Here is a 25,952-nt window from a genome sequence, read left to right as displayed (position 1 = left end):
ATATATCCAGTTGAAAGGAGTATCTCTTATGTCAGATACCATCAAAATTTCCGCAACTCTTCGCGAAGGCTTCGGCAAAGGATACGCACGTCGTATCCGTATGGCAGGCGACATTCCCGGTGTAATCTACGGACACGGTGAAGATCCCAAGCACGTTGTTCTTCCTGGTCACGCAACTACTCTTGCTGCACGTCAGGCAAACGCTATTCTTGCTCTTGACATTGAAGGCGAAGAAGTTCTTGCCATGATTAAAGACATCCAGCGTCACCCTATTCGTCCTGAACTTCAGCACATGGACCTCCTCATCGTTAAGCGCGGCGAGCGCGTCGAAATCGAGGTTCCTGTACAGGTTGAAGGCGAAGTTGCACAGGGCGCTGTAGCTAACCTCGAAGAAACTGTTCTCTTGGTTGAGGCAGACGCTTTGAAGTCTCCTGACGCTATCATCGTTGATATCGAAGGTCGCGAAGCTGGAAACCACGTTCTTGCAGGCGACATCAAGCTTCCTGCTGATGTAACCCTCGTTGCAGACGCTGAACTGCTTGTTGTTAACGTTTCTGAGCCTGAAGAACTCGACGTTCCTGAGCCTGAGACTGCAGAAGAAGCTGCTGAAGAAGCACCTGCTGAAGACGCAGAATAATCTTTTTCATCTTCTGACCTGATGAAGGTGGCGACGACCCGCATACTATGATGGTGTGCGGGTCGTTGTTGTTTGAGAGACTTATCTATCTGGTTGAAGACGTGGAGTATCGAATCAAAGGAAAATTATGAGTGACGTGTGGTTGGTTGTTGGGCTAGGTAATCCTGGGGCAGAGTATGAACGTACCCGTCATAATATTGGGCAGATGGTCCTTGACGAGCTTGCTCAGAGCGTAGGCGGAAATTTTAAACGTCACAGTAAAGCACGAGCAATGGTTCTTGAAGGGCGTTTAGGTATTGGTGGTCCACGTGCTGTTCTTGCTAAACCTTTGACATATATGAATGTTTCTGGTGCGCCTGTAGGACAGTTGGCCCAATTTTATGGTGTGTCTGCGGAAAATATTGTGGTGGTTCATGACGAACTAGATATTCCTTTTGACACTATCAAGCTCAAACGCGGTGGTGGTGAAGGCGGGCACAACGGGTTACGAGATATTACTAAGGTACTCGGGACTAAAGATTATTACCGTGTGCGCACGGGTATTGGGCGTCCTCCTGGGCGGATGAGTGTTTCGGATTTTGTTCTTAAACCTTTTAGTTCAGATGAGGTGCAATCCTTGCCGTTCCTTATTGATCAGTCAGCGCAGGCAGTACATATGTTGTTATCAGACGGTCTTATTGCTGCACAGCAGAAGTTTCATACGGCATCGGAATCTTCCTAAGATGCTGCACAAAAAGTTATGGTGAAGTCTGAGGCTCGGGCTTCTTACCGTGCTGTGACTATCATTTTTTGTCACTGAAGAATAAGCTATCAAAACATGGTGTTATGATGTGCTACACGGCGCATCATAACTATTATTGACTATCCGTTGGCAGACCCCTAGAGGAGAAAACTCGTGACGCACCCTTATGCATTAGCTTCAGGAACTGTCTTGAACGACCAGACGGTACAACAGCTACGCGAGGACTTTCCTCTGCTCAATACTGAAGTTAACGGGAAACGGCTAGTGTATTTGGACTCTGGTGCGACAAGCCAGAATCCTTATCAGGTGATACAGACTGAACAGTCTTTCTATCAGCAGGCTAATTCTGCGGTCCATCGTGGTGCACATACTCTTGCTGTGGAATCGACAGAACTCTTTGAGCAGGCTCGTATGGTTGTTGCCGGTTTTGTTGGTGCACAAGAGAACGAAATAGTATGGACGGCTAATGCTACAGAAGCGTTAAACCTCATCACATATTCTTTTGCGAATGCTTCATCTGGTATCGGCGCACCCGCATCACAACCTTTCGCGTTGTCTGAGGGAGACGAGATTGTTCTTACTGAACAAGAACATCACGCAAACTTGATTCCGTGGCAGATACTTGCTCAAAAAACTGGTGCAACGTTGCGTTGGATACCGCTTAATGCAGATGGGACTCTCAATTTAGAGGAGGCTGAACGCCTTATCACGGAGAGAACGAAGGTTCTGTCTTTTACTCATGTTTCGAACGTTCTTGGGTGTATTAATCCGGTAGATACTTTGGTGTCATTAGCACGTCAGGTAGGCGCATTCGTTGTTCTTGACGCCTGCCAGTCGGTTCCACATATGCCGGTGAATTTTCATGAACTGGATATTGATTTTGCAGCGTTCTCTGGGCACAAAATGCTTGCCCCTACCGGTATTGGGGTGCTTTATGCAAAAGCAGAGCTTCTTGCCAATATGCCTCCTTTTTTGACGGGTGGTTCGATGATTACAAAAGTCACCATGACAGAAGCTAAATTTATGGAAGCTCCCACAAAATTTGAAGCAGGCACTCAAAAAATTTCTCAAGCTATTGCTCTAGCTGAGGCGGTGCGTTACCTTCAAAATATTGGGATGGATCAGGTCTATGCTTGGGAGCATGAGTTAGGGCAGCGTTTAGTGCACGGAATCAACAACCTTGACGGAGTTCGTTCTTTAGGCCCTGAAGCAGGGCAGACACGAGCTGGACTAGTTGCTTTTGACGTAGAGGGAGTGCACCCTCACGATGTTGGACAGCTACTTGATATGCAAGGTATCGCGGTGCGTGTTGGACATCATTGTGCTCAACCATTGCACCGTGCTTTGGGCCTTACTGCTTCTACCCGCGCGTCAAGCTATATTTACAATACAACTGAAGATATTGATATTTTCCTTGAAGAGCTTGCACAAGTACGCAGCTACTTTGGATACTAAACCTTCGCTAAGAAAGATAGCCTTATGAGTTCACTAGATTCTTTATACCAGCAAATAATTCTTGACCATTCTAAACAACGTTTGGGGGAGGGGCTTAACGACAATCAGGGACACCCTAGTGCAGATAACCACCAATATAACCCCACTTGCGGAGACGAAATTAACTTGAGAGTCCGTCTCAGCGAGAACAAGCAACACATTGAGAATATTTCTTGGGAAGGTGACGGCTGCTCTATTTCTATGGCTTCAGCATCAGTGCTATCTGAGATGGCTCAAGGCTTAAGCATTGAAGAGTTCAACGAGATGGTGGAACAATTCCGTCAGCTATTACGTTCTCGTGGGACGATTGAACCAGATGAAGAACTCCTAGGGGATGCGGCAGCTTTTGCAGGTGTTTCTCGATTTGTTGCACGTGTTAAATGTGCGATGCTTTCGTGGGTTGCTGCCGAAGAGGCGGCAAAAGAAGCTCAGTTGCAGAACTCATAAGCTGACAGTTCTAACAACTGTTATGAGAAAGCTACCCTAATCATATAGTTTTTACTGGTCAGAGCCTAAAAAAGTAGTTTTTGTGGGCTGTTGTCCCTAAAACTATGCCTAAGAATAATAGGTGTTTCTTCCTCAACCTGACGTACTCTTGAAAAGTCAAAACATCTATGACAAGAGTATTTAGGGGACCTATGAACATCGGGTATGCTGCTGGAGCATTTGACCTTTTCCACGTAGGACATTTGAACATCTTACGAGAAGCTAAGAAACACTGCGATTACTTAATTGCAGGAGTCGTCTCAGACGAAATTCTAGAAATTACTAAAGGTAGGAAGCCTGTCATACCTTTAGCTGAACGTATGGAAATTGTCTCCCACATTGATTTTGTAGACCGTGTTCATGCAGAAGTCCTTGAAGACAAGCTAGAGACCTGGAAAGAGGTCCGATACAACACCTTCTTCAAAGGCGATGACTGGAAAGGGACACCACGCGGTATTGACTTAGAACAACGTTTTGCTCAGGTCGGTGTTGAGGTTGTGTACTTCCCCTATACCGCTCATACCTCCTCAACAAAACTACGCCAAGTCCTCGATAAACTAATGGAAACAGAACCACGAAGCTAAACTGTTTTCTTCTAAGACTTAAAAAGACTTGTGGGGCTAAGAACAGATGTTCTTAGCCCCACAACTCTTTTAATCATGCCCTCAAAAGGACACCAAATGTGTTAGTTTTGGGCAACCCACTGTTCTACAAGAGAACCAAGTTTTGAAAGAACCTTACCCACATAAGGTTCTGCGGCAGCAGCAATTTTCTTACCTACTAGAGGAATTGAACAAGATACCTGCCCAGATACTTCAATAACAGTCTTTTCCCCTGAGGCAGTAAGCTTCTGCGTTGCTCGCGCTGAAACGGGCATACCCGAGACCTTAATATCGGAGCTAATCGTTCGGCTACCATCAGCACTTGGAGCAGAAACGGTGTCAGACTGGGTCATCTGAAGGCCTTTAGAAACAAACTTCTGAGCAATATCAGGAACACGGTCAGCTGCAACAGAACGCTTGCTCACAGCAGAAAACGCGCCTGCAGTATCTCCCGAAACTTCGAGACCCTCAAAGCCAATACCCATTTTTTCGCATACAAAACGCGCAAAGTCTTCAGAAGCATATGCCTCAATCACGCGGTCGATAGGGGCATTAACCGTAGTGGTTTCTTGAATTGCCATGAACTGTCCTTCCTAAAAGAGCGAATTGAAAAAGATATTCCTATAACGACAGTAGCATCATAAAAAACTCTTACTATAAAGCTAACCGAAAACCTCGTCCCAGCACGGTTACGTTAACAGGTTTTCGCTATAAAAGAATGACTATGACTCTACCCGTCCTATGAACGGACAATACCTCGAATAACTTGTCTCCAACGGCGAATAAACTTACGCATATCATGACCTGCCTGCACCTGAGCCAAAGAAGCTAATCCTGCAGAGAGATTTTCTGAGGCCTGATCGGCTCCTGGAACACGGCGAGAGCCAAGATACTTCTGCGGATTGTTCAACGCCTCATCAATCTTCTGTGCAAGATCACGCGCATCTATAGCAACAAAAGCTTCACCATTATTTTCCATCACCTGTGAGAACTGAACCTGATGATTATCAACAACCTCATCAAATTCTGCAAGGCGTGGCACCGCAATAGGGATAACACCAACTTCACGCGCATCAAGGATAGACCCTGGGCCACCCTGAACCACAACCACCTTAGCCTCCTCATAAATCTTTAACAGTTCAGAACGAGGCATTCTGTCAATATTTTTTGTTGCGTGTTCGGCACCTTCAGTAAACCCATGCTGAAACAAACAAGTAACCGTCGGATGATTGAGAAGATACGACTCAACCCATTCAACAAGCCGGTCAAACTTGTGATAGTCCGTACCTAAAGACACCACAAGGTCATAACTGACCGGCTGGTTCTGCAACTCACCTGACACATCAGAAGTAGAACCTTGCTGTTGAAGTGAAGGGGTACTCATGTTCTGAGAATCGCTCATGTACATCTCTTTTCACAAACGGAACGAATAAAAATGGTGACAACATTGTGCTAACGGAACAGCGCATCATTACATAATGGCCCCAATATTAACTGACTCTGGAAATGCTTTCTGCTGTTCTTCCCACTGAACGACAAACAAATCGCTCATGGGATAACATAACCGTGCACTCATCGTTGGCATCGTAATACGGTCATAGGCTTCAATAAAAACAGTGCGTATTTTTAAAAGTTTTGCAACTGCAAAAAATGACACCGACACCGCAGCACCAGTACTAATCACCACATCCGGCTTTTCTCGTCGCAAAGTCTTCCATGCGACTTTTAGATTACGAACAGCATTGGGGATATTGCGGGTTGTCGGAAAATACACCCAATCAATCGTCTCTCCTTCAAGAGCAGCCTTGACCTCAGGCAACTCAAAAGTTGCCCAAGTACGTTCATGCTCTTTCCAGAACTTATCGAGAGCAATCAGCTGTGCTAGATGTCCTCCAGCGCTCGCTACAAGTAGTACTTTCATGGTCAATCCTTACAATGGACGGAAAATTTAGGAGGTCAAGAAGACATACAAGAAATGTGCATCGGTGATGTGCTCAGCAACACTGACGAACTCTTCTAAATCATTGACTGAAGTTTCAGGAGTAAGCACTACAACGCAAGCGCCAAGAGCATCCGCTGCAGATAATACTTCTGAAAGTTCTGTGCCACGATCAGTGACTAGTACATTAGGTGTATCTGAGGGAGACAGTTTCTTCTGCGAAAGCAATGAAGCAGGGGAGTCAACAAACGTTAGGCCCTTATCCGCATAAGCTTGACGTAATGTTGCCGCAAAATCGTCAGAAGCACGTGGAACCGAAGAATACAATACGGCACCAGCAATATTGGCTTTGCGGAAATCACCATTGATTACGCCGATAGAGCGGAAAGCACGGCGAGTATCTTCGATATCTTGGGTGTCACGAATGACGAAGACATCTTCTCCCAAAATATCTTCTGCGCGGTCACGATAGTTCACTGTACGTGCACGAGAATCTAATACCCATGCAATGATGGCACCTAACAAAAGACCCGATACCGCGCCGACAAAAATACATTTAATGAACCCTAGATTTGTAGAGTCTTGAGGAACCTTTGCTGAAGTAATAATACGTCCAGCATTAGTGTCGGTAATGCGTACCTGAGCTAAACGTTCTTCTAATGCGGTGCGTGCAGCATCATTACCATTTTTGCCAAGAGCGTTAATCTGCTTTTCAATTCCGGCAGCAACCGTATTAACAGAATCCTGCAACGCATCAGAACGTACCGCAAGGTAGGCCTGTGCTACCGCATTTGCGTACTCTGCTGCGTCTTGTGCAGAAGAAGCTGTTGCCTTGACATCAAAAATAGCGGTGCCAGAGTGCGCAGAAACTTCAATAGATTGACGTAGCTCAGAGACTAAATCATCGTGTGAAGAGCTTAGTGACTTTGCTGCAGCCTCTGCTACCTCACGAGAGCTCGCAACTGAAGCTTCAGTATTGATGGAGACATTACCGTGGCTTGAAGAGCTAGGGTTTGTTGATAGAGGATTGACTAAAACGGTTGCTGAAGCCTCATACTTTGGTGTTGCAATCAGTGAGAATACGCCTGCAATAAAGACACAGACGAGAACCGTTACGCCAATCACCATAGGATGACGTACCATCTTTTTCAGCTGTGCTGATAATGAGACTGTACGAATTGCACGGGCATTAGCTCGGGGCGAATCGACGACTGCTCGACGAGAAGTATTTCTAGCCATAAGTTTCTAGACCTCTTTCTTAGGGGCAAAGTGTTTGCCAACACGAGTTTGTTGTGGACGTTTATTGAAAAGTTTTTCTAATCCCATAGACTTTTTGAAAACTAAAATAGCTGAGCAATATAGTGCTATAGCTATAGTGAGATACACCAGCAGAGACCACCACGTAACTCCCAGCCAAATGACCACTAATAGAGCTACCGCTGTGGGTATACCCCCAGCAATACCCATCACCGGTAAAAGCTGTGATAAGGAACTACGGATACCAACGAGGAAAAAGACCTCATACGAAGCAAGAAAAGTATCAACTAAAATAGCTGCCGACCACGCAACGACTGCACCATATAAGCCCCATACAGGAACAAGGGTGAAATTCAGTAGAAGTGAAACGGCCAAGGACGAAAGCTTGTTATAAAGTTGCCAGCGGCTCTTACCGCTCATCAAAAGAACGGACTGAACTCCTCCTGCGGCAATCGCGACCATCATCGCCGGGCAAATCACCCAGAGAACACCTGCGCCAGAAGAGAAACCATGGCCAAAAATCTCCAATAAGAGAGGGCCAAAGAACGCCAACGTGAGATAGAACGGCCAGCTTAATGCGATCAGTGCACGAGTATTGCCGAGGAAAATTTCTTGTGCACGCGGATAATCATTGACGGCTAAAGCTGCGCTGATAGAAGGACCCGTCACAATACGACCAGTATGCTCAACCATGACGCCAACTCGCACCATACGGTTAACCGCACCATACACACCAGAAGCGCCAACTCCGACAAAAGCCGCTACGCAAAGGACGTCAATCCATTCGAGAATAGACTCAACGACAGCAGAAACTCCACGGGCCGAGCTAAAGCTCCAGAAAGAACGAGAAGTCTCTGCGGGTAAAGGATTCTCAACTAACGAATCTTCTTCGGTCGGAAGTGAACGTCGTACAGCAAAAAATGCAACGATAGCGACAACCACTACGGGGATCACCCAAGAGAACGCTAATGCAAGAGCATTACCGGCTACCGTAACTACTAAGAACACCGCGACAATACGTAGCGTTGGAAGCAGAACATTTTGCAAACCGGTAAAGAGAACTACCTGACCTAGGCCTCGTAAGACACCAAAACAGATGGTCATAAAAGTTGCGCAAAGTAGGAAAGCTGCGGTCACGCTGAGCATCATTCGGTAAGATTCAGAGAGCTCAGGCATCAGCCAAGCATAGCCAATTGTCAAAGAACTGATAGCTAAACAAATCGCTACCGATGGAATAGCCGCAAAACGAATAAGAGACGTGATTGCTGAATAACGCCCCGTTGCTTTCTGCGCTGACACCGTACGAACTAAACCAGTATCAGAACCAAACACCGATAACGATGTTCCAATAGCAAAAAGTGCCATGACCTGGAAAAAATCTCCAGCGCCAGAGGTTCCTAAGCTATTAGAAACGATGAGAGTCGCAACAAACGCAGCGCCAGCACCATACATGACAAAAACAGAGGAAATTGCCCCACTTTTAGCAAGAGAAGCCATAACTATAGACCCTCCTCATGCACAATAGAACGCATAATCAGAGCAAGGCAGAGCATCATTGCTGTCATTTGCATGATGTCAAAACTGTAGAAGATAAAAACGCAGATAGCGCATACCGGAACAGAGTGAATCCAAATACCGGTAGCTGAACTTACACCCCATGTGCTTGCGATGGAATAGAGCATAAAGGCCATGAAGAGGAATAACCCGACCAAACCGAAACAGAACATGAGTGCCCACAGGTAGCCTTGAGTGCCCATTGAAACACCAATAGTGACATTCATTCGTGATGTGCCATAGCCAACGAGTGGTGAATCTAAAACAGCTTCCCACGTTGCTTTATAAAGAGCTGCACGCCCACCGGTTGAATCTGAGTACTCTTGACGTCCTAGAATCTGAGCTAATGTTCCTGAAGCAACTAACGCAATAAGAGCGATGATGGCTGCAACCAACCCGTAGAAAGCTACTTTCAAGTTTCCTTCAAGGACATGGCGGAAAATAACATAGCTGACGCATAATGCTAAGCCAATGAACATGCCACGGTTACTGGTAGCGATTGCAGGGAAAAGACCTGCCGCAACGGATAAGCTCAAAATAATTTTTGTACGCCTCTTGGTTGCTGCAGTAATCACTGCCAAAACAACGGGGGTTAAGAAGGTAAAGGCTAGACCCCAACTATTTGCGTAAGGGAAGGGCGCTGACGGACGAATATAAGGTTCTGGGGCACCCCAAGGAAGCTGTACTTCTGCCAATGGTGGTTGCACATAATCACGGACGAGAGGATTATTCAAAAGTCCGCCTGGCATGAGATAACTCATGGGTGTGATAAGACGAAAATCTGGGAAGAATAATGCAAACCACCCTAGAATGACGACGGTGTACCATACCGTGACAAGCCCACCAAGCATTCCCTGAGCCGATATCTTTTCTCGGGCATTGAAAAAGTAAACGCCGTAGACACCAACGTTAAAGATGTTGACGAATCTCAGCCCCCACGCGAGGATATCGCTACCGCCGTGAAGAGAGACAGTACATACAAGACACCAAATTGTGAGTGCAAACCAGAGCCATTGTGTCTTATAGACAAGAATATTCCCGCGAATCATCATATAGGCAACCATGATGAGGGCAAGAACCGTCGGTAGGAACTGCCAAAGGCCCAACGCCCAGATGATAGGGAAACCGTAAAGGAGTGTATATAGAGGCCAGGCTGGAAGATGAGCAAAACTTTGGGTGGAGTAGGGGTCCGGTTGATGTTCGAAACGTGTGCCACCACGAGATTTAAGAAGTGCTAGCGCCATGTTTTATAGCCCCCGACCTGTTTTTTGTACAAAGTCTAATAGAACATGTGCTTTGACTAGACCGGTGGAAACAATATACGCAGCCCACGCTCGAAGTTGAGTGATGTCACGTGAAAGTGTTGCTCGTGCCCAGCGTCGTGCTTGTTGTGAGTTCCCCAGTGCAGCATACGCAAAAGCTACCTGACCGCTGATACGGGCAAGTCCTCGAGGCTGCTGTTCAAATTCAGGGAACTTCTGTAGAAGATAGGTGAGACCGTCTACCATAGACTGCCATTTTCCGGCAAAGAATGAAGGCCTATCCCATAAGACGAGAATGAGAGGGTCTTGGACGCTGAGCACATCAGCATGTTTGGTAGCTCTTAGCAACAAATCATAGTCTTCGCCGTAGGCACTAGGAAGTTGTTCGTCTACAAGACCAATTTTTCCGCCGTCAAGGTCTGCTCTACGGTAGAGCATGGCGGAGGGATGGATCTCGGTAATACGGGAGAGAAGAAAATCTGTGAAGGTTGCTCGCTCAGGTGCTAGCCGTTGTACATCTTCGCCGGCAGTGCGGATTGTAATACCGCTAGAAATGGCGATAGCCTGTGGATTCTCTTCCCAGAGTTGAACTTGGCGAGATATCTTGTTTTTGTACCAGTAATCGTCATCATCGCAGAACCCGATAAGTTCTCCAGAAGCAGCTAATATACCGCTATTACGACCGCCGGCTAAACCTTGTGGACGCTCATTGACAATAGTTTTGAGGGAACGATTTTGCGGAATATGAATATCGGTGAGCGTATCAATTTCTACGTGGTCAAAGACGACAATGACTTCGATATCTCCTGGATAATCTTGCTCCATAATAGAACGCACTGCTGTGCGAAGAAGCTCAGGGCGTGAACCGATAGTTGCGATAACTGCGGAGATAGTTGGAAATGACATGCTCAGACCTCTTTTATACGTCAGCTGGTGTGTTCAGGGACTGGAATTTACGTTTCATAGAAAGCGCGGTAGTGGCAAGGTTTGCGCAGAAAAGGAGGGCATAAACAGCGATAAATGCTGGTGCCCAACCCCAGAGAATGAAAATCCAGCAGAGTGTGCCAGCATCCATGTGTAAGTTGATGAAAGACCTGAGTGCGCCGCCGGCAGGAGGTGCTGCTGTTTTACGGTTGTTGCGTAACTGTTCTGCAAGGATTTGGCTCATGAAGTGCCCAACAGTTTGTAACGTAAACGCAATAGGAATCCACCATAATGCCCATCCGTGTATTGGCCAGTCATCTTGCCAGCGGATGAATGAAATCAGTACGGCAAGGTGAACAGCTGGTACTCGGATGGAATCAACGACGTGATCTAGCCATTCTCCGGCGGGGGAGGATGCTCCGGTGACTCGTGCGACTTGTCCGTCTGCCGAATCGAGGGCGTATCCGAGAGCGAAAAGGATACTGATGCTCAACGCTGTTCCGAAGGTGGGGGGAGCGAAAATTATGAGGATTATTCCTGTGAAGGACCAGAAAGCGCTAATTGCGGTGACTTGGTTGGGGCTGATTCCATATTTGACAGCTGCTGCCGCGAAATACCGTGCAAGGCGACGATTCACCCAACGAGTGTAAGCAGGGACTCCGTGGCCAGGTTTTTGGGCAGATTCTAACGCCGCGAGAGTCTCACGGAAACCTTGCGGAGAAGATGCTGTGTGTTGAGTACTCAAAACGAAAACATACCAATCAAGTCAGTGCAAACCATGGTGTGGAATGCATGGTGTATGAGGAGAAAAACTTCGGCTACATCTGCTAGAGCAGAAGTATTCGGTGACACTAGATAGTATCCTCAAAATCTTGAGAATACTGTGAGATACCAAGTTAAAACGACGTTTGTGGGGCAATATGTACCGAGAAAACATCGTTTAGGTGATGAGTTGCCACGAAATATTTGGTCTTGTTGTGAGATGTATTAAAGCTGAGAAAGCTGGGGTGTGTTCTTTGAGCATTCAAAGAACACACCCCAGCTCACATGAGTTGAGCCCTCAGCTCAACTTATGGTCTCGACTAACCAACACGCAAGGTTGCGGAGAGGTCGAAGGAGACTCGTGCCCACCAGTTGGTGAATCCGTGAGTTTCTACAGCAATAACGTTCTTGCCTTCAATGAGGTCAGAGGCAGGAATCTGAATGATAACTGGGTTATTGATTGCAGACCAGTCAGCAGGAGCTGCAGTAGCTCGAGTCAAAGCGTCAACATAGCCAGAAGGCATATTGTGGCGTTTGACCTCTTTACCATTGACGTACACGATAGCGCCGTCATCCAAACGCATGTTGAGTTCCAAAGATACATAATCCGAGGGATTCTCAATCTGGATTTCCTTGCGGGTGTACATGGATGTGGGCTGCTTGAAGACATTTGAGTTGAGCTCAGTTCTTAGCTGTGCACTGTTCCAACCCATTGGAGCTGTAGCGTTGTACCAACCGGTAACGTCAGTATCAACCTCGCGCCAAGAGTTATTCGCCCAGACTGGGTCTAGAAGAACGTTCCAGCGCTCGCCACGGTTGATAAGGACCTTATCAGTAACAGGTGCCACAGGGTCTACAGGCTCTGGTTTTTCAGGATCTACTGGCTCTGGTTTCTCAGGGTCAACTGGCTCTGGCTTCTCAGGGTCAACTGGCTCTGGCTTCTCAGGGTCAACTGGCTCTGGCTTCTCAGGGTCAACTGGCTCTGGCTTCTCAGGGTCAACTGGCTCTGGTTTCTCAGGATCTACTGGTTCTGGTTTCTCAGGATCTACTGGTTCTGGCTTCTCAGGGTCAACTACACCGTTACCGAGACCTGCGATAGCCACTGGGGTTGATGCGGAGTAGTTTCCAGCTGCATCAACAGAACGTACAAAGTAGCGAGCGTTATCAGCGTGCTCGACCTCGTAGGTAGTAACGCCAAGACCAACGGTTGCAATAACGCGGTCGTCACGAAGGACTTGGTAGGTGGTCTTGCCATTAGTTTTGCTATCCCAGTTGAGGATATCTTGACCGTTACGAGTCGTTACAGAAAGATTTGCAGGTGTTGCTGGTGGAGTGACGTCACGGGGTGCGTAACGAGCAAAACCAACAGTTTGTTGAACGCCGGAAGCACCAGCACTTCGGTTGATGTCGCCACCAACCCAGAGAACGCCGGTGGAGTCTACGAAGGACTCCCAGATACCGTATCCACTAGCACCGCTGATGATGGGGTTGAACTCTGGAAGAACCGCTCCGGTGTTTGCGTCAAAAGCGTTGACGAGGCGTTCCATGTGGATATTGCTAGATTCATCCCATGGGCGGTCGTGTGTCTGTGCGCCTTCATAAATCCAGTCACCGCAGTGGCATGCAGCGTACACTACGTTGCCACTCTTGTGAAGGTCTTGGAAATCGCCACCAGATTTGGTGATGGCTGCAGAACGACGTGAAAGATCGTTCTTGTTGTATTGCGCAACGAGGTGCTCTGCGCCGCCTGCCCATACTGAGTCATGAGCGTCTTGGACGTCAAACTGGAAACCTTGGTTCTTGTGGTTGCCTTTGTTATATGACAAGCGCCAATCCCAGTCTTGTTTACGGGTACCGTTGTTGTAATCGATGGCTGCGAGTTTCCAGGTACGTTCTGAACCAAGGGTTGAGAAGTATCCTGCTGCATAGACTGCAGAGTTGTCGTCAGCTGCGCTGATGCCGTTGACAGTGCCGTTAAAGTTTGGACGCCACTTCCAGTCGACGGAGCCGGTGTTGAGGTCGAAGCGTGCAGCGCTACGGGAATATGCGTATGCGGAAGATCCGGAGCCTTTAACGTGGGTGAAGATACCACCGATGTAGAGGTAACCGTTTTTAGCGTGGATGGTCTTGACCGTGGTTACACCGGAGGAAAGGCGGTTTTGGATATGCCAATCGTAGGTGCGGTCAATCTTTCCGGTAACGGGGTTGAGGATGACGAAGCCATCGACCTTTTCACCGTTGACTTCGGTGAACTCGCCACCAACAGCTAAAGTTCCGTTAGGTAGAGCTTCTACAGCTTTAACCTGCCCGTTGAGCTTGGGGGTGAAAGAACGTACGAGCTCAGCAGTTTTAACGTTGTAGCCAGCGATGAAGGACTGGTTGACAGTTTCTCCACGTGCACTGACAACATTTTTAAAGTCGCCACCGGTGAATACTGTGTCACCGACCTGTGTGATGGCCTGAACGTAGGTGTTCATCTCTGATTTGGTGCCAGTTCCGGTTGCTTCGGATGTGCGCCATTTCATGGCAGATGAGTAGCTATTAGGTAGTTCTACTTTTTGGGAAGCCGCTGCACCGGAATCAGCAATAGCGTTGAGGTTTAGGTCAGCCTGAGTAAGTTTCGGGCGAAGATATACCTGAGTGAATGGTACTGCGTAGGACCCATTGGGTGACCATAGGTAGGAGTTAGGGCTGGTGTTTCCATACACGCGAGGACCAAACTGGAATCCAAGTTTCCAGTTGAACTCTTTAGATGTGCTGAAACGAAGGACATTGTATCGGGTGTTAAAAGTTCCGATGCGTCCTAGAGAGTGGTGGTAGAACCGGTTCCAATCGGTCCAAGAAGGGTTATCAAACTTGATATTTTCCCAGTTTGCAGTTGCCTGGAGCGCCCAAGTCCAGTTTTTAGCTTGAGCTCGTTGAGCAGTAAGCTCCTGCCATTTGGTTCCTTCAGCGTTGGTGCTACGACGGAATCGTACACCATCTGATAGTTCGCTGGGGGACTGCCCGTTAAGGAGCGCATCAACAGTTAGTGAGGGAAGTTGGATAGGGGAGAAGGCGTCAGTGCCGTCAGGGTTTGTCGCTAGCTTTTGGGGGTCTCCTTGTCCAGCGTATTGTTCTGTCCAGCCTTCACGTCCGCGTCCGATGAGAACCCATCCGCCACCATTGGTTTCTTGGTCGCAGTAGAACTGTTCTGGCGCGTCCATCTCTGGGGTATAAAGCCAGTATGTTCCGGAGCGTGAACGGGAGTTATTTTGTTTAATTTCGTAGCACGATGCTGCTGCTTTGTCGCTGGATGAGCCATCTTTAGTGTTCTCCGCCTGTGCCGAGGTGGTGGTGAGGAACGATAGCCCAAGAGCTGCGGTTGCGGCAGAAGCTAAAAGTGCTTGGGATAGTGTTTTCTTCTTCATAGCCTTTAGCAATCTGGGTTGTTCGGGAAATCGTGAGATGCGATTTTCCACTGACCGTTATCTTGTATCAAAGTAAAAATATTGAGTGAACGTTCAGGTGCTGAGGTGTTATTGATAACGTCTCCTACAGCGTTTTTGACCTTAACTTGTGATGAGTCAAGGCATACCTGAAGTATTTTTGCTGGCTGGTCGTTGTATGTATCGTCAGCTATTTTGGGAGTGCCGACGACCTTTGCTGTGCCTTCTTGAGTCCATTGATTATTTGCGAACTCTTCGGCAGCAGCGATGAAGCTTTCAGCGGCGCTTCCTGTTGCAACAGAGGTAATTTTCTCTTCAGTGGCTTGGTCGAGAGTTACTGTTGTTGCTGGGGCACTGTCTTCTCCACTTTGTGCAGGGTCTTCTTCTGTTGGTTCAGATGGTTTGACTGTTCCAATATCAGAAAGTACCTGCTGGTAAGAGGTGTAGAGCTTTTCTGTTTCGGCAACGTGTTCTTCTGAAGGTTGTACTTCTTTGGAATGTTGAAGTGACTCTGCTCCAGCATAGTTTTCTTCTAGCTTTTGCTCAGGCTCCTTATGTTTTTGCTCTGTGTTAGCAGGTTTCTGTGTTGAATCTGCTGACGCTTCGTTGTGCTGAGCGGGGGTGTTTTTAGGGTCCTGAGATGCGGATGTGGCAGTAGAGCTATCGGGTGAAGCTAGCTGTTGCGATGATGATGCGCTTTTTGTCTCTGACTGTTCGTCAGAACATCCGGTCAGTAGAAGGAGAGGAACGAGGGACGCTCCCATGAGCTGCTTAGACGTTAGCCTAGGCAGAGGTGTTCTGTGTGCTCGATGCATTAAAGCCTCTAAAAGGGTAGACAGCAAAGGTTTTTCTCAGTGTGGATACTGAGTGGTGTGGTTTTGCGAGTGATGCGAGTGTTTGCCTATGGACGGGCAAACTTTTTTTATTCTATAGAGTGAACTGGGAAAAAATTGGAATTATTTTGTACCCATAAATGCACCTAGGGGATATATAAAGGTGAAAAAATCCTTTACAAAGTTCAAAAATGCTACAAGTTTTCAAAAATGAACAATATATAGTAGACACTATGTAACTAATATGAAATAAAAAGACGCTCAAGGGTTTAGGTGTTGGATATTTTTTGGTGAGGAAGATAATAGCCAAAAGGTAGGTTTTTGCCCAACAAAAAACACGAGGCGTGTCTTTCTTGGGGAAAGGGAAGAACCTTGAACGCGGCATAAAAGTCCTTGAAGTTCTTGAAGTCCTTATTGAAAGGAAGGGTGGCGCGTTGAACACACAAGGTTGCAAAAACAGCTAAAATTAGCTTGAAACGGATATTTTTGAACCCAAAGAACATCCCAAGAGCTTCTTGACGAGTAAAGTGATAATCCATCAGTCAAGGGCCCCTTGACCTCGCGGTAATGATCCGTGTTACCGGCGAGTAACCTAGAGCCTGTCTCTTTGGGCAAAAGGCGGCAGTGTAAATCTCCTCTAGATATAAGCAAAACGCACTATGGGTTACGCTATGGTGAGAGTGTCGATAAAAAACCACGTCACGCTAAGAAAACGAATTATGCAATAAAAAACAACAATAAAATTAAATAAAAATAATTATTGATAAAACTCAAAGAAAAATATGAGCCACGCACCAAATATAAAAATATCTGAGCAAGTCACCGTTCAGTTAAGAAAAAACAAGACCCAAAACCAAACCTGCAACACCAACGCTCCTATGCGATAATAATAAACAGCTTAAATCCACACTAAACAGCAGAAAGAAGCTCCAATGAGCCTCACGGGACTCACCCTACTTCTTGAAACAGAACCAACCTTCGCTCGTATCGGAGAATATGCGGCGCAAAACCCAGAAAAACGAACCACAGAACTAGCCATCGGCACCGTCGACGGAGCACGTCCCCCACTCATTGCACACATTGCAACGAACCTCCAAAAAACAACACCTCAAGCAACCACTCTCGTCATCACCGCAACAGAACGAGAAGCCGAAGATACACGCCTAGCCCTCGAATCCTTCCTAAAACCAGACAAGATAGCACTCTTCCCAGCATGGGAAACGCTCCCACACGAAAGACTCTCCCCACGCAGTGACACCGTCGGAGAGAGACTCAGCCTCCTTAGAAAACTAAAGACCGAAACACCTCAAGTTATCGTTGCGCCCATCCGCTCCATCATCCAACCCATCGTAGACGGACTCGAAAAAATGGAGCCAGTCACCTTACGCTGCGGAGAAGAACAAAACTTTGAAGACGTCATCCACGCTCTACAAAATGCCGCCTACTCACGAGTAGACCTCGTCTCCAAACGCGGAGAATACGCCGTCCGCGGAGGAATGATAGACCTCTTCTCACCGACAGCAGAACACCCCGCACGTATAGAATTCTTCGGCGACGAAATCGAAAACATCCGATGGTTCTCCGTTGCAGACCAAAGAACCATCACCTCAAAAGAACACCCACAAACACTCTACGCACCACCTTGCCGCGAACTCCTCATCACCCCCGAAGTCATGAGCAAAGCCGCAAAACTACAAAAAGACTTCCCTGGCGCACGCACTATGCTCGAAAAAATTGCTGGAGGAATCTACGTCGAAGGCATGGAATCACTGACCCCACTACTCGTGGAAAAAATGACCACCTTTATCGACGTCTTACCAACACATTCCATCGCACTCCTCCTCGAACCAGAAAAAATACGCACACGAGCTAGAGACTTAGTCGCCACAAACGACGAATTCCTTCACGCAGCATGGGATAGTGCCGCAGAATCCGAAGAGAACGACGCTGAAAAAGCACCCCTAGACGTCGGACAACACCGAGAAGAATTCAACGAGGGATCATTCCAAAACTTGCAACAAGTGCGCCAACACGCACACAAAAACCACTGCTCATGGTGGTCCATGACAGCCCTAGGCATTGACGACGCCATCGAAAACGACATCGACTCCATCACCTTTAACGCCAGAGAACCGCACTCCTACGCAGGAAAAGTTGAAGAACTCCTCAAAGAACTTCACCAGAAAGTACGTGACGGATGGAGAATCGTTGCCGTAACAGCCGGCAACGGGCCTCTCGACCGCCTCATCGAAGTACTCCACCAAGCTGAAATTCCTGCCACACGTACCGACAGTCTAGAGAACATCCCCGATCCCGGAATAATTGAGCTAACCACCGCTCAAACAGGAAAAGGGTTTATGCTCGACGACGCCAAAATTGGTTTCCTCACTGAAGCCGATATCCTCGGACGAACCAGCAACTACATCATCTCCCGTAGCGGAAATACTAAATTACCTACTCGACGCAGAAAAAATGCTGTAGACCCCCTCGCCCTCAAAGCAGGAGACTATGTTGTTCACGAACAACACGGTATCGGGCAATTTATCGAAATGATACAGCGCCCCATCGCAGGAACAGCGCACAATTCACCACACAAAGCCTCCAAAGAATACCTCGTCCTCGAATATGCGCCCTCCAAACGCGGAGGACCTAAAGACAGACTCTTCGTACCCGCCGACCAACTCGACCAAGTCTCTCACTACGTTGGTTCAGAAGCACCAACATTATCTAAAATGGGAGGCTCTGACTGGGCAAAAACTAAAAGCCGTGCTCGAAAAGCTGTTAAAGAAATCGCTGCAGACCTCATCAAACTTTACTCTGCACGACAAGCCTCAAAAGGACATGCCTTCAGCCCCGATACCCCATGGCAGCGTGAACTCGAAGAAGCCTTCCCCTATAACGAGACACCCGACCAGCTCTCTGCCATCAACGATGTCAAAGCAGATATGGAACGTGAAATACCGATGGACCGCCTCATCTGCGGAGACGTCGGATACGGAAAAACAGAAATTGCCGTCCGAGCAGCCTTTAAAGCAGTACAAGACGGAAAACAAGTGGCAGTACTCGTACCAACCACACTCCTAGCACAACAACATTACGAAACATTCTCACAACGATTCTCTGGATTCCCCGTACGTATACGCGTCCTCTCCCGATTCCAAAAAGCGAAAGAAACAAAAGAAGCACTAGAAGAAATAACGCAAGGCAGCGCCGATATTATTATTGGAACACACCGACTATTCTCACAAAACGTTGAGTTCAAAGACCTCGGGCTCATCATCATTGATGAAGAACAACGCTTCGGTGTAGAACACAAAGAAAAACTCAAACAGCTCAGAACAAACGTTGACGTCCTAGCCATGTCAGCAACACCCATCCCACGAACACTAGAAATGTCACTCACAGGTATTCGTGAAACCTCTACCCTCGCCACTGCACCTGAAGAACGACATCCCGTTCTCACCTACGTGGGCGCTCGCACCAACCAACAAATCACTGCTGCTATTCGTCGTGAAATTATGCGAGAAGGGCAAGTCTTCTTCGTACACAATAGGGTTTCTTCCATCGAATCTGTGGCACGAGAACTACAAGAACTTGTTCCCGAAGCACGTATCGCTATCGCTCACGGGCGGATGAGTGAAAGCCGACTCGAACAAATTATTGTTGATTTTTGGGAACGAAAATTTGATGTACTCGTCTGCACCACTATCGTTGAAACCGGTCTAGATATTTCTAATGCGAATACCCTAATCGTCGATCAAGCGCAGAACTATGGCCTATCTCAACTGCATCAGCTACGTGGACGAGTCGGAAGAGGCCGAGAACGAGCCTACGCTTACTTCTTATACCCCCCAGAAAAGCTCCTTGGAACGGTAGCACTAGAACGACTCAAAGCTGTGGCTACACATAATGAGCTTGGCTCCGGTATGCAATTAGCGATGAAAGACCTTGAACTTCGAGGGGCAGGAAACCTCCTTGGCGGAGAACAATCTGGACATATCGCAGGAGTCGGCTTCGACCTGTACCTTCGTCTCGTGGGCGAAGCTATCACTCAGTTCCGCTCTGATGGTGAAGAAGAAAAGAATATTGACGTTAAAGTTGATATCCCAGTCAACGCACACTTCCCGCATGAATATATTTCTTCTGAACGTTTACGCCTTGCAGGATACCGACAAATCGCACAAGCTAATAGTGAAGAGGAACTCAACGACATCCGAGAAGAGCTCAAGGACCGTTACGGTGAGCTTCCCGAACCGGTAGAAAACCTTCTCTTAGTGGCATCGTTACGTATTTATGCTCGTTCTTTAGGCGTTCAAGAAATTGTTGTGATGGGAACGAAAGTCCGGTTCTATCCGGTAGATCAACTTGCAGAATCTCGTCAAATGCGTTTAGAGCGTATGTACCCTGATGCAACTTACCGGAAAATTCCGGAGAGTACACATTCTCAGATTCTTCTTCCACGTCCTAAAACTGCACGTGTTGGGGGCAAAGATCTCAGTGACCGTCCACTCATTGACTGGGTTCAGAACTTCCTCAAAGTCATTATTGACCCACAATGAGACTTTAAGGTGGGCGGGGAGTGACGTTCTAGAAAAATAGCGGTGGGACATAAGAATTTCTCTTATGTCCCACCGCTATTTTTCTTAAGCGTTTAATGGCTCTTCGACGGTGAAGATTAGAGCTGGGTCAAGTCAGTGCCGCTGGTACGCTGAGCAGTATTTGTCTTGGATGGCAAAACATGGAAGACAACGCCCCAGATGCTACCAAGGATGAGTGTTCCTAACGCAAACCAGAATGATCCACCATCAGGGAACGTGTTTAAGCACCATAGACCGGACAAAAAGATAACAAAAAACACCGAGAAGATACTAATATTCTCAAGGTGCTGACCTTGACCAGAGAACTGCGGACCAGACTGTCCACTAGATTCTTTATGGTAGTCGTGCTGGTAGTGTGACATAGAAAAACGTCTTTCTCAATGCAGAAGCGAACGATATGTAATAAGAAGTTAAACCTCAGTATAGATGGTGTAGAAAACTTATGCACATTGTGTGCCTAAGTTTTCTACACCTCTTAAAGATTAATAAGCGCCCTCAACGGCATCTGCAGCACCAATAATGGCGATACCTTGAGAAGCTCCGATACGAGTAGCACCAGCATCAATCATGGCAAGAGCTTGCTCACGTGTACGAATACCGCCAGAAGCCTTAACCCCCATATCAGCACCAACTGTTCGTCGCATCAAAGCGATGTCCTCAACCGTTGCACCTGCTGAAGAGAAACCAGTAGAGGTCTTCACAAAATCAGCGCCAGCTTCGATGGCAGCTTCACAGGCAAGAACTTTCTGCTCATCGTTAAGTTCAGAGGTCTCAATAATGACCTTAACAATTGCCCCACCATCATGAGCAGCCCGAACAACACCACGGATGTCTTCGACCAAAGCCTGACGATTCCCGCTCAGAGCATGAGCAATGTTAATGACCATATCAACTTCGCGAGCGCCAGCTGATACAGCTGTTTGAGTTTCAAAGGCTTTGACCTCTGGTGCAGATGCACCCAAAGGGAACCCAATAACAACACAAGGAACTGCTTCAGATCCGGCTAGTTCTTCGGCGAGGACGCTAACCCATACAGGGTTTGCGCACACTGATGCGAAACCGTGTTCACGAGCTTGTGCGCAGAGTAAACGGACTTGTTCTTCTGTCGCTGAAGAAGCAAGAATCGTGTGATCAATCATATGCGCTAGTTCAGTGGGGCTTAGCTGTGCAGCTGAACCGCCAGTAGTAGGTGTATTCATCTAAATATTCTCCATGACCGTAAAATATGGGGCACACCACTGCAAGATGACAAGGCGAAACCCAAAAATAAATAATTCTAGACGCCTAAAGCAATCTTCATCGTATGCGCAATACGTTCTAGACGTTCTTGCGCCTGTTGACGTGCTACCACGAGCGCACCATCTTCTTCAGAGACAGGAACAATAACCTCAACATAGCATTTGAGTTTAGGCTCTGTACCTGAAGGGCGAACAATAACTCGTGAATTATCTTCGCTTAAGAACAGTAGACCATCGGTGGGGGGAAGACCCTCATAACCATCTGATAAATCAGCGTGAGTACATAGTGGTGAATCACCTAAGGTGAGAGGAGTCGTCGTTCGTAGAGAACTCATCATCTGTCCGATACGGCTAAGGTCTTCAACACGAACTGAAATCTGGTCAGTAGCGTATACACCGTGTTCTTGGGCGATGCGGTCAAGAACCTCAATGAGAGAAGAACCTTGTTCTTTGAGACGATGAGCATAACGAGCTACGACAAGTGCCGCAGAAATACCGTCTTTATCTTTGACTAAATCTGGGGCAACGCTATAGCCGATAGCTTCTTCATAACCGTAGCTAAGCCCCTCAATGCGAGCAATCCATTTGAAACCGGTGAGGGTTTGATAATGACGGATTCCGTGAGCTTGAGCAATAGCACCTAGCTGACGAGATGAGACAATTGAGTTTGCAAACGTAGCGTTCGTAGTGCCTTCTGGTGTTTTGGCGAGCTTCTCGATCATTGCCACACCCAAAAGTGAACCAATTTCATCTCCACGAAGCTGACGCCAAGAATTTTGGTGGGGGTCGTACACTGCGAAAGCTGCACGGTCTGCGTCTGGGTCATTGGCGATGATGAGGTCGGCGTTTTTCTGCTGAGCTAACGTAAAAGCAAGGTCTAAAGCACCGGGTTCTTCTGGATTAGGGAAAGATACTGTTGGAAAATCAGGGTTGGGAACAAATTGTTCCTGCACAGGAAATACCTCAGTAAAACCTGCGTTGTTGAGAACAGAAAGAACGGTCTGCCCACCGACACCGTGCATTGCTGTATATACGATACGTAAGTCGCTGGGTTCTGTTGAGTCTAGATGATTAATTGCTTCAACATATTCTGAGGCGATGTTCTGATCGAGAACTTCCCAACCTTGTTCTGCTAAAACAATTTCTTCATCAACGATGTGAGCAATTGCTTCAGCAATATCTGCATCATAGGGAGGCACAATTTGAGCTCCACGGCCGTGTTCTGCAACAGCTTGACCGCCAAGATATACCTTATAACCGTTATCTTCGGGTGGGTTGTGAGAAGCTGTGACCATGACACCAACTTCAGCGTTAAACTTACGGCAAGCCCACGCTAATACAGGTGTTGGTAGAGCTGAAGGCATCAAGAGTGTGCGGATACCGGCTGCCGTAAAAATTGCGGCGGTTTCTTCTGCAAAAATATCTGAGTTATAGCGTGCATCATAGCCAACAACAGCGGTGATACCAGACCACTTCTCGTGCGTTGAACGCCCGCTCACATACGAGGCAAGACCAGCTGCTGCGCGGCGTACCACCACACGGTTCATACGCATTGGCCCTGCTCCTAAAGCAGCTCGTAACCCCGCAGTGCCAAATTGTAAGGTGCCGCTAAATCTCTCGGCGAGGTCTGTGGCAGCTTGGACGTCACCGTCACGAACTTGCGAGAGTAACTTTTCGAGTTCTTGACGTGTTGTGGCGTCGGGGTCAATGCTCAGCCAATGTTCAGCTTGAGCTAATAGGTCAGAGGACTGATCCATCGAGAAAATCCTTAAAATGACTGTGGAATGAGGAACAAAAGAATTAAATTTTTGCGATGATATCGGCAAGTAAACGCGAGATACGAGGTCCGGCATCGATACCAGCTTGAATCACTTCTTCATGGTTCAAAGCAGTCTCTTGAATACCTGCAGCCATATTCGTGACTAACGAAATACCACAAACTTCTAGTCCCGCAGCTCGAGCAGCAATGGCCTCTAGCGCGGTAGACATACCCACCAAATCAGCTCCCATCGTGCGCATCATGCGAATCTCTGCAGGAGTTTCGTAATGAGGTCCCGGTGCCTGATAATAAACGCCTTCTTGTAAGGAGGGGTCAATATCCTGCGCAATGGCGCGAATACGAGGAGAATACAGGTCGGTTAAATCGACAAAATGAGCACCCGATAGGGGAGAGGTTGCCGTAGCGTTGATGTGGTCACTAATGAGGACTGGCATGCCCGCTGAATATGACGGGTTGAGACCGCCACAACCATTAGTCAGAATCATTGTTTTGACACCTGCCGCTGCTGCACATCGAACTCCGTGAACAACGGCGTCGACTCCACGACCTTCGTAATAGTGTGTTCTAGCGCCAATTACAAGAGCGCGCTGGCCAGAAGGGGTCAAGATAGAAGAAATTGTTCCAGCATGGCCAGCTACACCAGAAGCGTGGAATCCTGGTAACTCTGCTGCGGAAATTGTGTGTGTTGTTTCTCCGATAAGTTGAGCAGCCTCACCCCAGCCTGAGCCGAGGGTTAGAGCAATATCGTGCTGAGCGACTCCGGTCAGCTCACTGATGCGTGTAGCGCTTTGCTGTGCAAGGATGTGTGCAGGGTGCTCTGGGGAAGAAGTAGGCAGAGCAGACGTTAAAGTACTTTTCTCATGTATCACACATGCTAACCTATCAAAATTGCGTTCAAAGGTGGGAAACCTGCACGAAAAAGGCGTAAGAGTTTGAATGAAATTATCTTCTGCATCACAATAGAAGGGTGACTCATACAACAGATTACGCATCACGCACTATTATCATTCTCGGCGGAGGCCCTGGCGGGTACGAAGCCGCACTCGTAGCGTCCTCCCTCGGCGCACAGGTAACGCTTATCGAACGACAAGGATTTGGTGGTTCCGCAGTACTTACCGACGTCGTCCCCTCAAAAACCCTCATCGCCTCAGCCGATATTATGGCATCCCTCGACGAAACAGCAGATCTTGGAATCTGCTTTTCTGAAGAAAAAACAACAGGCAAACCCTACGTCGACCTCAAAACTGTTAACGAACGGCTCCTACGACTTGCCCAACAACAATCAGCAGATATTAAACGATCATTAGAACGAGCCGGAGTCACCATTATCGAAGGCACCGGAAAACTCAAAGACCAACACACCGTAGAAGTCCAAGAAAACAACAACCTGAACTACGAACTACAAGCAGAATTCATCCTCCTTGCTGTTGGAACACACCCACGAGAACTGCCAACAGCAAAACCCGATGGAGAACGCATCCTCAACTGGACGCAACTATACTCACTCAAAGAACTCCCCGAAGAACTCATTGTTGTCGGCTCCGGAGTCACCGGTGCAGAATTCGCCTCAGCCTACAACCGTCTTGGCTCACACGTTACCCTCATTTCTTCTCGAGACCGCGTACTACCCGGAGAAGATGAAGACGCCGCTGAAGTCCTTGAAAATGTCTTCGACCGCAGAGGGGTTAAAGTCATTCCACGTTCACGAGCTCAAGCCGTTAACTATTCCGAGGACGGAACCAAAGTAATTGTCTCTCTAGCAGACGGACGAAAAGTTCAAGGAACACATTGCCTTATCGCTGTTGGCTCTATTCCTAATACCGAAAATCTTGGACTAGAAAACGCTGGAGTCAAAACCACACAAAGCGGTCATATTATCGTCGATAAAGTATCACGTACCAACATCTCCAGTATCTACGCAGCAGGAGACTGTACCGGCGTCTACCCTCTAGCCTCTGTTGCCGCAATGCAAGGGCGAGTCGCTATGGCACATATGATGGGAGACGCTGTAAAACCGCTACGTACTCACCAAGTTGCCGCCAATATTTTTACCTCACCAGAGATTGCCACCGTTGGTATCACCGAAAAAGAAATTGCTCAAGGAACGTACCGTGCAGATACCATCATGCTATCTCTCTCGACGAACCCACGCGCAAAGATGATGGCAGTCAAAGACGGTTTCATCAAAATTTTCTCACGCCAACATTCTGGAACAGTTCTCGGTGGTGTGGTTGTTGGACCGCGTGCTTCAGAACTCATCTTTCCTCTAGCATTAGCAGTCGATAAAAAATTGCATGTTGATGACCTTGCCGAGACCTTTACCGTATATCCCTCATTGACAGGATCTATCTCGGAAGCTGCTCGAAAACTGCATAAGGCCCTCTAAGTCATTAACGTCGGAGGCAATATATAAGGG

At 47.6% G+C, this 25,952-nt stretch carries 22 protein-coding genes; 7 read left to right on the top strand and 15 right to left on the bottom strand.

Annotated elements, in window-relative coordinates:
- Positions 1 to 28 precede the first annotated feature (28 nt).
- The 5 genes from ACN081_RS05335 (at position 29) to ACN081_RS05315 (ending at position 3,943) form a co-directional block, all read left to right on the top strand.
- A complete protein-coding gene (locus ACN081_RS05335; protein ID WP_419102086.1) occupies positions 29 to 637 on the top strand; it encodes a 50S ribosomal protein L25/general stress protein Ctc in 609 nt (202 codons plus the stop codon).
- 127 nt (positions 638 to 764) lie between these two features.
- Entirely contained in the window at positions 765 to 1,358 is a 594-nt protein-coding gene (gene pth / locus ACN081_RS05330) for an aminoacyl-tRNA hydrolase (protein WP_419107172.1), read from the top strand.
- Between the two features lie 174 nt (positions 1,359 to 1,532).
- Complete coding sequence (locus tag ACN081_RS05325) at positions 1,533 to 2,834, top strand: cysteine desulfurase (protein WP_419107171.1); 1,302 nt, start codon at positions 1,533 to 1,535, stop codon at positions 2,832 to 2,834.
- A gap of 24 nt (positions 2,835 to 2,858) precedes the next feature.
- Positions 2,859 to 3,320, top strand: a complete 462-nt coding sequence (gene sufU / locus ACN081_RS05320; protein WP_419103322.1) for a Fe-S cluster assembly sulfur transfer protein SufU — start codon at positions 2,859 to 2,861, stop codon at positions 3,318 to 3,320.
- A 191-nt stretch (positions 3,321 to 3,511) separates the two neighbouring features.
- Complete coding sequence (locus tag ACN081_RS05315) at positions 3,512 to 3,943, top strand: adenylyltransferase/cytidyltransferase family protein (protein WP_419107170.1); 432 nt, start codon at positions 3,512 to 3,514, stop codon at positions 3,941 to 3,943.
- Positions 3,944 to 4,044: 101 nt separating this feature from the next.
- Here the strand turns inward: ACN081_RS05315 and ACN081_RS05310 are convergent, their stop codons facing one another.
- The 11 genes from ACN081_RS05310 to ACN081_RS05260 all read right to left on the bottom strand — a co-directional run bounded on the left by ACN081_RS05310 (position 4,045) and on the right by ACN081_RS05260 (position 16,459).
- On the bottom strand, positions 4,045 to 4,542 hold the full coding sequence (locus tag ACN081_RS05310; RefSeq protein WP_419107169.1) for a DUF2505 domain-containing protein: 498 nt from the start codon (positions 4,540 to 4,542) through the stop codon (positions 4,045 to 4,047).
- 158 nt (positions 4,543 to 4,700) lie between these two features.
- Positions 4,701 to 5,363: a glycosyltransferase gene (locus tag ACN081_RS05305; RefSeq protein WP_419107168.1), complete on the bottom strand. Its 663-nt coding sequence runs from the start codon at positions 5,361 to 5,363 to the stop codon at positions 4,701 to 4,703.
- A gap of 69 nt (positions 5,364 to 5,432) precedes the next feature.
- The gene (gene pssD, locus ACN081_RS05300) at positions 5,433 to 5,882 is read right to left on the bottom strand and encodes a PssD/Cps14F family polysaccharide biosynthesis glycosyltransferase (RefSeq protein ID WP_419107167.1); all 450 of its coding nucleotides are present in this window, start codon (positions 5,880 to 5,882) and stop codon (positions 5,433 to 5,435) included.
- A gap of 27 nt (positions 5,883 to 5,909) precedes the next feature.
- Positions 5,910 to 7,139 (bottom strand): Wzz/FepE/Etk N-terminal domain-containing protein, encoded by a 1,230-nt coding sequence (locus ACN081_RS05295; protein ID WP_419103986.1) that lies wholly within the window; start codon positions 7,137 to 7,139, stop codon positions 5,910 to 5,912.
- A gap of 6 nt (positions 7,140 to 7,145) precedes the next feature.
- Positions 7,146 to 8,654 carry a lipopolysaccharide biosynthesis protein gene (locus ACN081_RS05290; RefSeq protein WP_419107166.1) on the bottom strand — a complete coding sequence of 503 codons (1,509 nt, stop codon included), beginning with the start codon at positions 8,652 to 8,654 and terminating at the stop codon, positions 7,146 to 7,148.
- A gap of 2 nt (positions 8,655 to 8,656) precedes the next feature.
- The gene (locus tag ACN081_RS05285; protein WP_419107165.1) at positions 8,657 to 9,955 is read right to left on the bottom strand and encodes an O-antigen ligase family protein; all 1,299 of its coding nucleotides are present in this window, start codon (positions 9,953 to 9,955) and stop codon (positions 8,657 to 8,659) included.
- A 3-nt stretch (positions 9,956 to 9,958) separates the two neighbouring features.
- Positions 9,959 to 10,879, bottom strand: a complete 921-nt coding sequence (locus tag ACN081_RS05280; protein WP_419103983.1) for a glycosyltransferase family 2 protein — start codon at positions 10,877 to 10,879, stop codon at positions 9,959 to 9,961.
- 13 nt (positions 10,880 to 10,892) lie between these two features.
- Complete coding sequence (locus ACN081_RS05275) at positions 10,893 to 11,642, bottom strand: CDP-alcohol phosphatidyltransferase family protein (protein ID WP_419103982.1); 750 nt, start codon at positions 11,640 to 11,642, stop codon at positions 10,893 to 10,895.
- A gap of 337 nt (positions 11,643 to 11,979) precedes the next feature.
- Positions 11,980 to 15,069, bottom strand: coding sequence for a fibrinogen-like YCDxxxxGGGW domain-containing protein (locus ACN081_RS05270; protein WP_419107164.1), 3,090 nt, complete (start codon positions 15,067 to 15,069; stop codon positions 11,980 to 11,982).
- A gap of 5 nt (positions 15,070 to 15,074) precedes the next feature.
- On the bottom strand, positions 15,075 to 15,851 hold the full coding sequence (locus tag ACN081_RS05265) for a hypothetical protein (protein WP_419107163.1): 777 nt from the start codon (positions 15,849 to 15,851) through the stop codon (positions 15,075 to 15,077).
- Between the two features lie 338 nt (positions 15,852 to 16,189).
- Positions 16,190 to 16,459: a hypothetical protein gene (locus tag ACN081_RS05260; protein WP_419107162.1), complete on the bottom strand. Its 270-nt coding sequence runs from the start codon at positions 16,457 to 16,459 to the stop codon at positions 16,190 to 16,192.
- Between the two features lie 393 nt (positions 16,460 to 16,852).
- On the opposite strand from ACN081_RS05260, the gene mfd reads away from it, so the two are divergent.
- Complete coding sequence (gene mfd, locus ACN081_RS05255) at positions 16,853 to 20,479, top strand: transcription-repair coupling factor (protein WP_419107161.1); 3,627 nt, start codon at positions 16,853 to 16,855, stop codon at positions 20,477 to 20,479.
- Positions 20,480 to 20,595: 116 nt separating this feature from the next.
- On the opposite strand, the gene ACN081_RS05250 is transcribed toward mfd, so the two are convergent.
- The 4 genes from ACN081_RS05250 to ACN081_RS05235 all read right to left on the bottom strand — a co-directional run bounded on the left by ACN081_RS05250 (position 20,596) and on the right by ACN081_RS05235 (position 24,372).
- Positions 20,596 to 20,880 (bottom strand): hypothetical protein, encoded by a 285-nt coding sequence (locus ACN081_RS05250; RefSeq protein WP_419103978.1) that lies wholly within the window; start codon positions 20,878 to 20,880, stop codon positions 20,596 to 20,598.
- Between the two features lie 120 nt (positions 20,881 to 21,000).
- Positions 21,001 to 21,717 (bottom strand): deoxyribose-phosphate aldolase, encoded by a 717-nt coding sequence (deoC, locus tag ACN081_RS05245; RefSeq protein ID WP_419107160.1) that lies wholly within the window; start codon positions 21,715 to 21,717, stop codon positions 21,001 to 21,003.
- 77 nt (positions 21,718 to 21,794) lie between these two features.
- Positions 21,795 to 23,513 (bottom strand): phospho-sugar mutase, encoded by a 1,719-nt coding sequence (locus tag ACN081_RS05240; RefSeq protein WP_419107159.1) that lies wholly within the window; start codon positions 23,511 to 23,513, stop codon positions 21,795 to 21,797.
- 43 nt (positions 23,514 to 23,556) lie between these two features.
- A complete protein-coding gene (locus ACN081_RS05235) occupies positions 23,557 to 24,372 on the bottom strand; it encodes a purine-nucleoside phosphorylase (RefSeq protein WP_419103989.1) in 816 nt (271 codons plus the stop codon).
- A 131-nt stretch (positions 24,373 to 24,503) separates the two neighbouring features.
- Here ACN081_RS05235 and ACN081_RS05230 point away from each other — a divergent pair, with 131 nt between their 5' ends.
- Positions 24,504 to 25,922 (top strand): NAD(P)H-quinone dehydrogenase, encoded by a 1,419-nt coding sequence (locus ACN081_RS05230; RefSeq protein ID WP_419103975.1) that lies wholly within the window; start codon positions 24,504 to 24,506, stop codon positions 25,920 to 25,922.
- Positions 25,923 to 25,952 lie beyond the last annotated feature (30 nt).

This window comes from Rothia sp. P13129 (genome assembly GCF_048512865.1).
In the GTDB taxonomy this organism is placed as follows: domain Bacteria; phylum Actinomycetota; class Actinomycetes; order Actinomycetales; family Micrococcaceae; genus Rothia.
Note: the sequence above shows the minus strand (reverse complement) of the source record. Positions and strands in the feature narration are given on the sequence as shown.

Excerpts from the sequence above, each read along its gene's own strand:
- ACN081_RS05315 (WP_419107170.1), top strand. The coding sequence starts at position 3,512 with ATGAACATCGGGTATGCTGCTGGAGCATTTGACCTTTTCCACGTAGGA.
- ACN081_RS05270 (WP_419107164.1), bottom strand. The coding sequence starts at position 15,069 with ATGAAGAAGAAAACACTATCCCAAGCACTTTTAGCTTCTGCCGCAACC.
- pssD (WP_419107167.1), bottom strand. The coding sequence starts at position 5,882 with ATGAAAGTACTACTTGTAGCGAGCGCTGGAGGACATCTAGCACAGCTG.
- ACN081_RS05290 (WP_419107166.1), bottom strand. The coding sequence starts at position 8,654 with ATGGCTTCTCTTGCTAAAAGTGGGGCAATTTCCTCTGTTTTTGTCATG.
- ACN081_RS05335 (WP_419102086.1), top strand. The coding sequence starts at position 29 with ATGTCAGATACCATCAAAATTTCCGCAACTCTTCGCGAAGGCTTCGGC.
- ACN081_RS05250 (WP_419103978.1), bottom strand. The coding sequence starts at position 20,880 with ATGTCACACTACCAGCACGACTACCATAAAGAATCTAGTGGACAGTCT.
- mfd (WP_419107161.1), top strand. The coding sequence starts at position 16,853 with ATGAGCCTCACGGGACTCACCCTACTTCTTGAAACAGAACCAACCTTC.
- ACN081_RS05280 (WP_419103983.1), bottom strand. The coding sequence starts at position 10,879 with ATGTCATTTCCAACTATCTCCGCAGTTATCGCAACTATCGGTTCACGC.
- ACN081_RS05265 (WP_419107163.1), bottom strand. The coding sequence starts at position 15,851 with ATGGGAGCGTCCCTCGTTCCTCTCCTTCTACTGACCGGATGTTCTGAC.
- ACN081_RS05305 (WP_419107168.1), bottom strand. The coding sequence starts at position 5,363 with ATGAGCGATTCTCAGAACATGAGTACCCCTTCACTTCAACAGCAAGGT.
- ACN081_RS05295 (WP_419103986.1), bottom strand. The coding sequence starts at position 7,139 with ATGGCTAGAAATACTTCTCGTCGAGCAGTCGTCGATTCGCCCCGAGCT.
- ACN081_RS05260 (WP_419107162.1), bottom strand. The coding sequence starts at position 16,459 with ATGGATTATCACTTTACTCGTCAAGAAGCTCTTGGGATGTTCTTTGGG.
- ACN081_RS05310 (WP_419107169.1), bottom strand. The coding sequence starts at position 4,542 with ATGGCAATTCAAGAAACCACTACGGTTAATGCCCCTATCGACCGCGTG.
- ACN081_RS05240 (WP_419107159.1), bottom strand. The coding sequence starts at position 23,513 with ATGGATCAGTCCTCTGACCTATTAGCTCAAGCTGAACATTGGCTGAGC.
- pth (WP_419107172.1), top strand. The coding sequence starts at position 765 with ATGAGTGACGTGTGGTTGGTTGTTGGGCTAGGTAATCCTGGGGCAGAG.
- sufU (WP_419103322.1), top strand. The coding sequence starts at position 2,859 with ATGAGTTCACTAGATTCTTTATACCAGCAAATAATTCTTGACCATTCT.
- ACN081_RS05285 (WP_419107165.1), bottom strand. The coding sequence starts at position 9,955 with ATGGCGCTAGCACTTCTTAAATCTCGTGGTGGCACACGTTTCGAACAT.
- deoC (WP_419107160.1), bottom strand. The coding sequence starts at position 21,717 with ATGAATACACCTACTACTGGCGGTTCAGCTGCACAGCTAAGCCCCACT.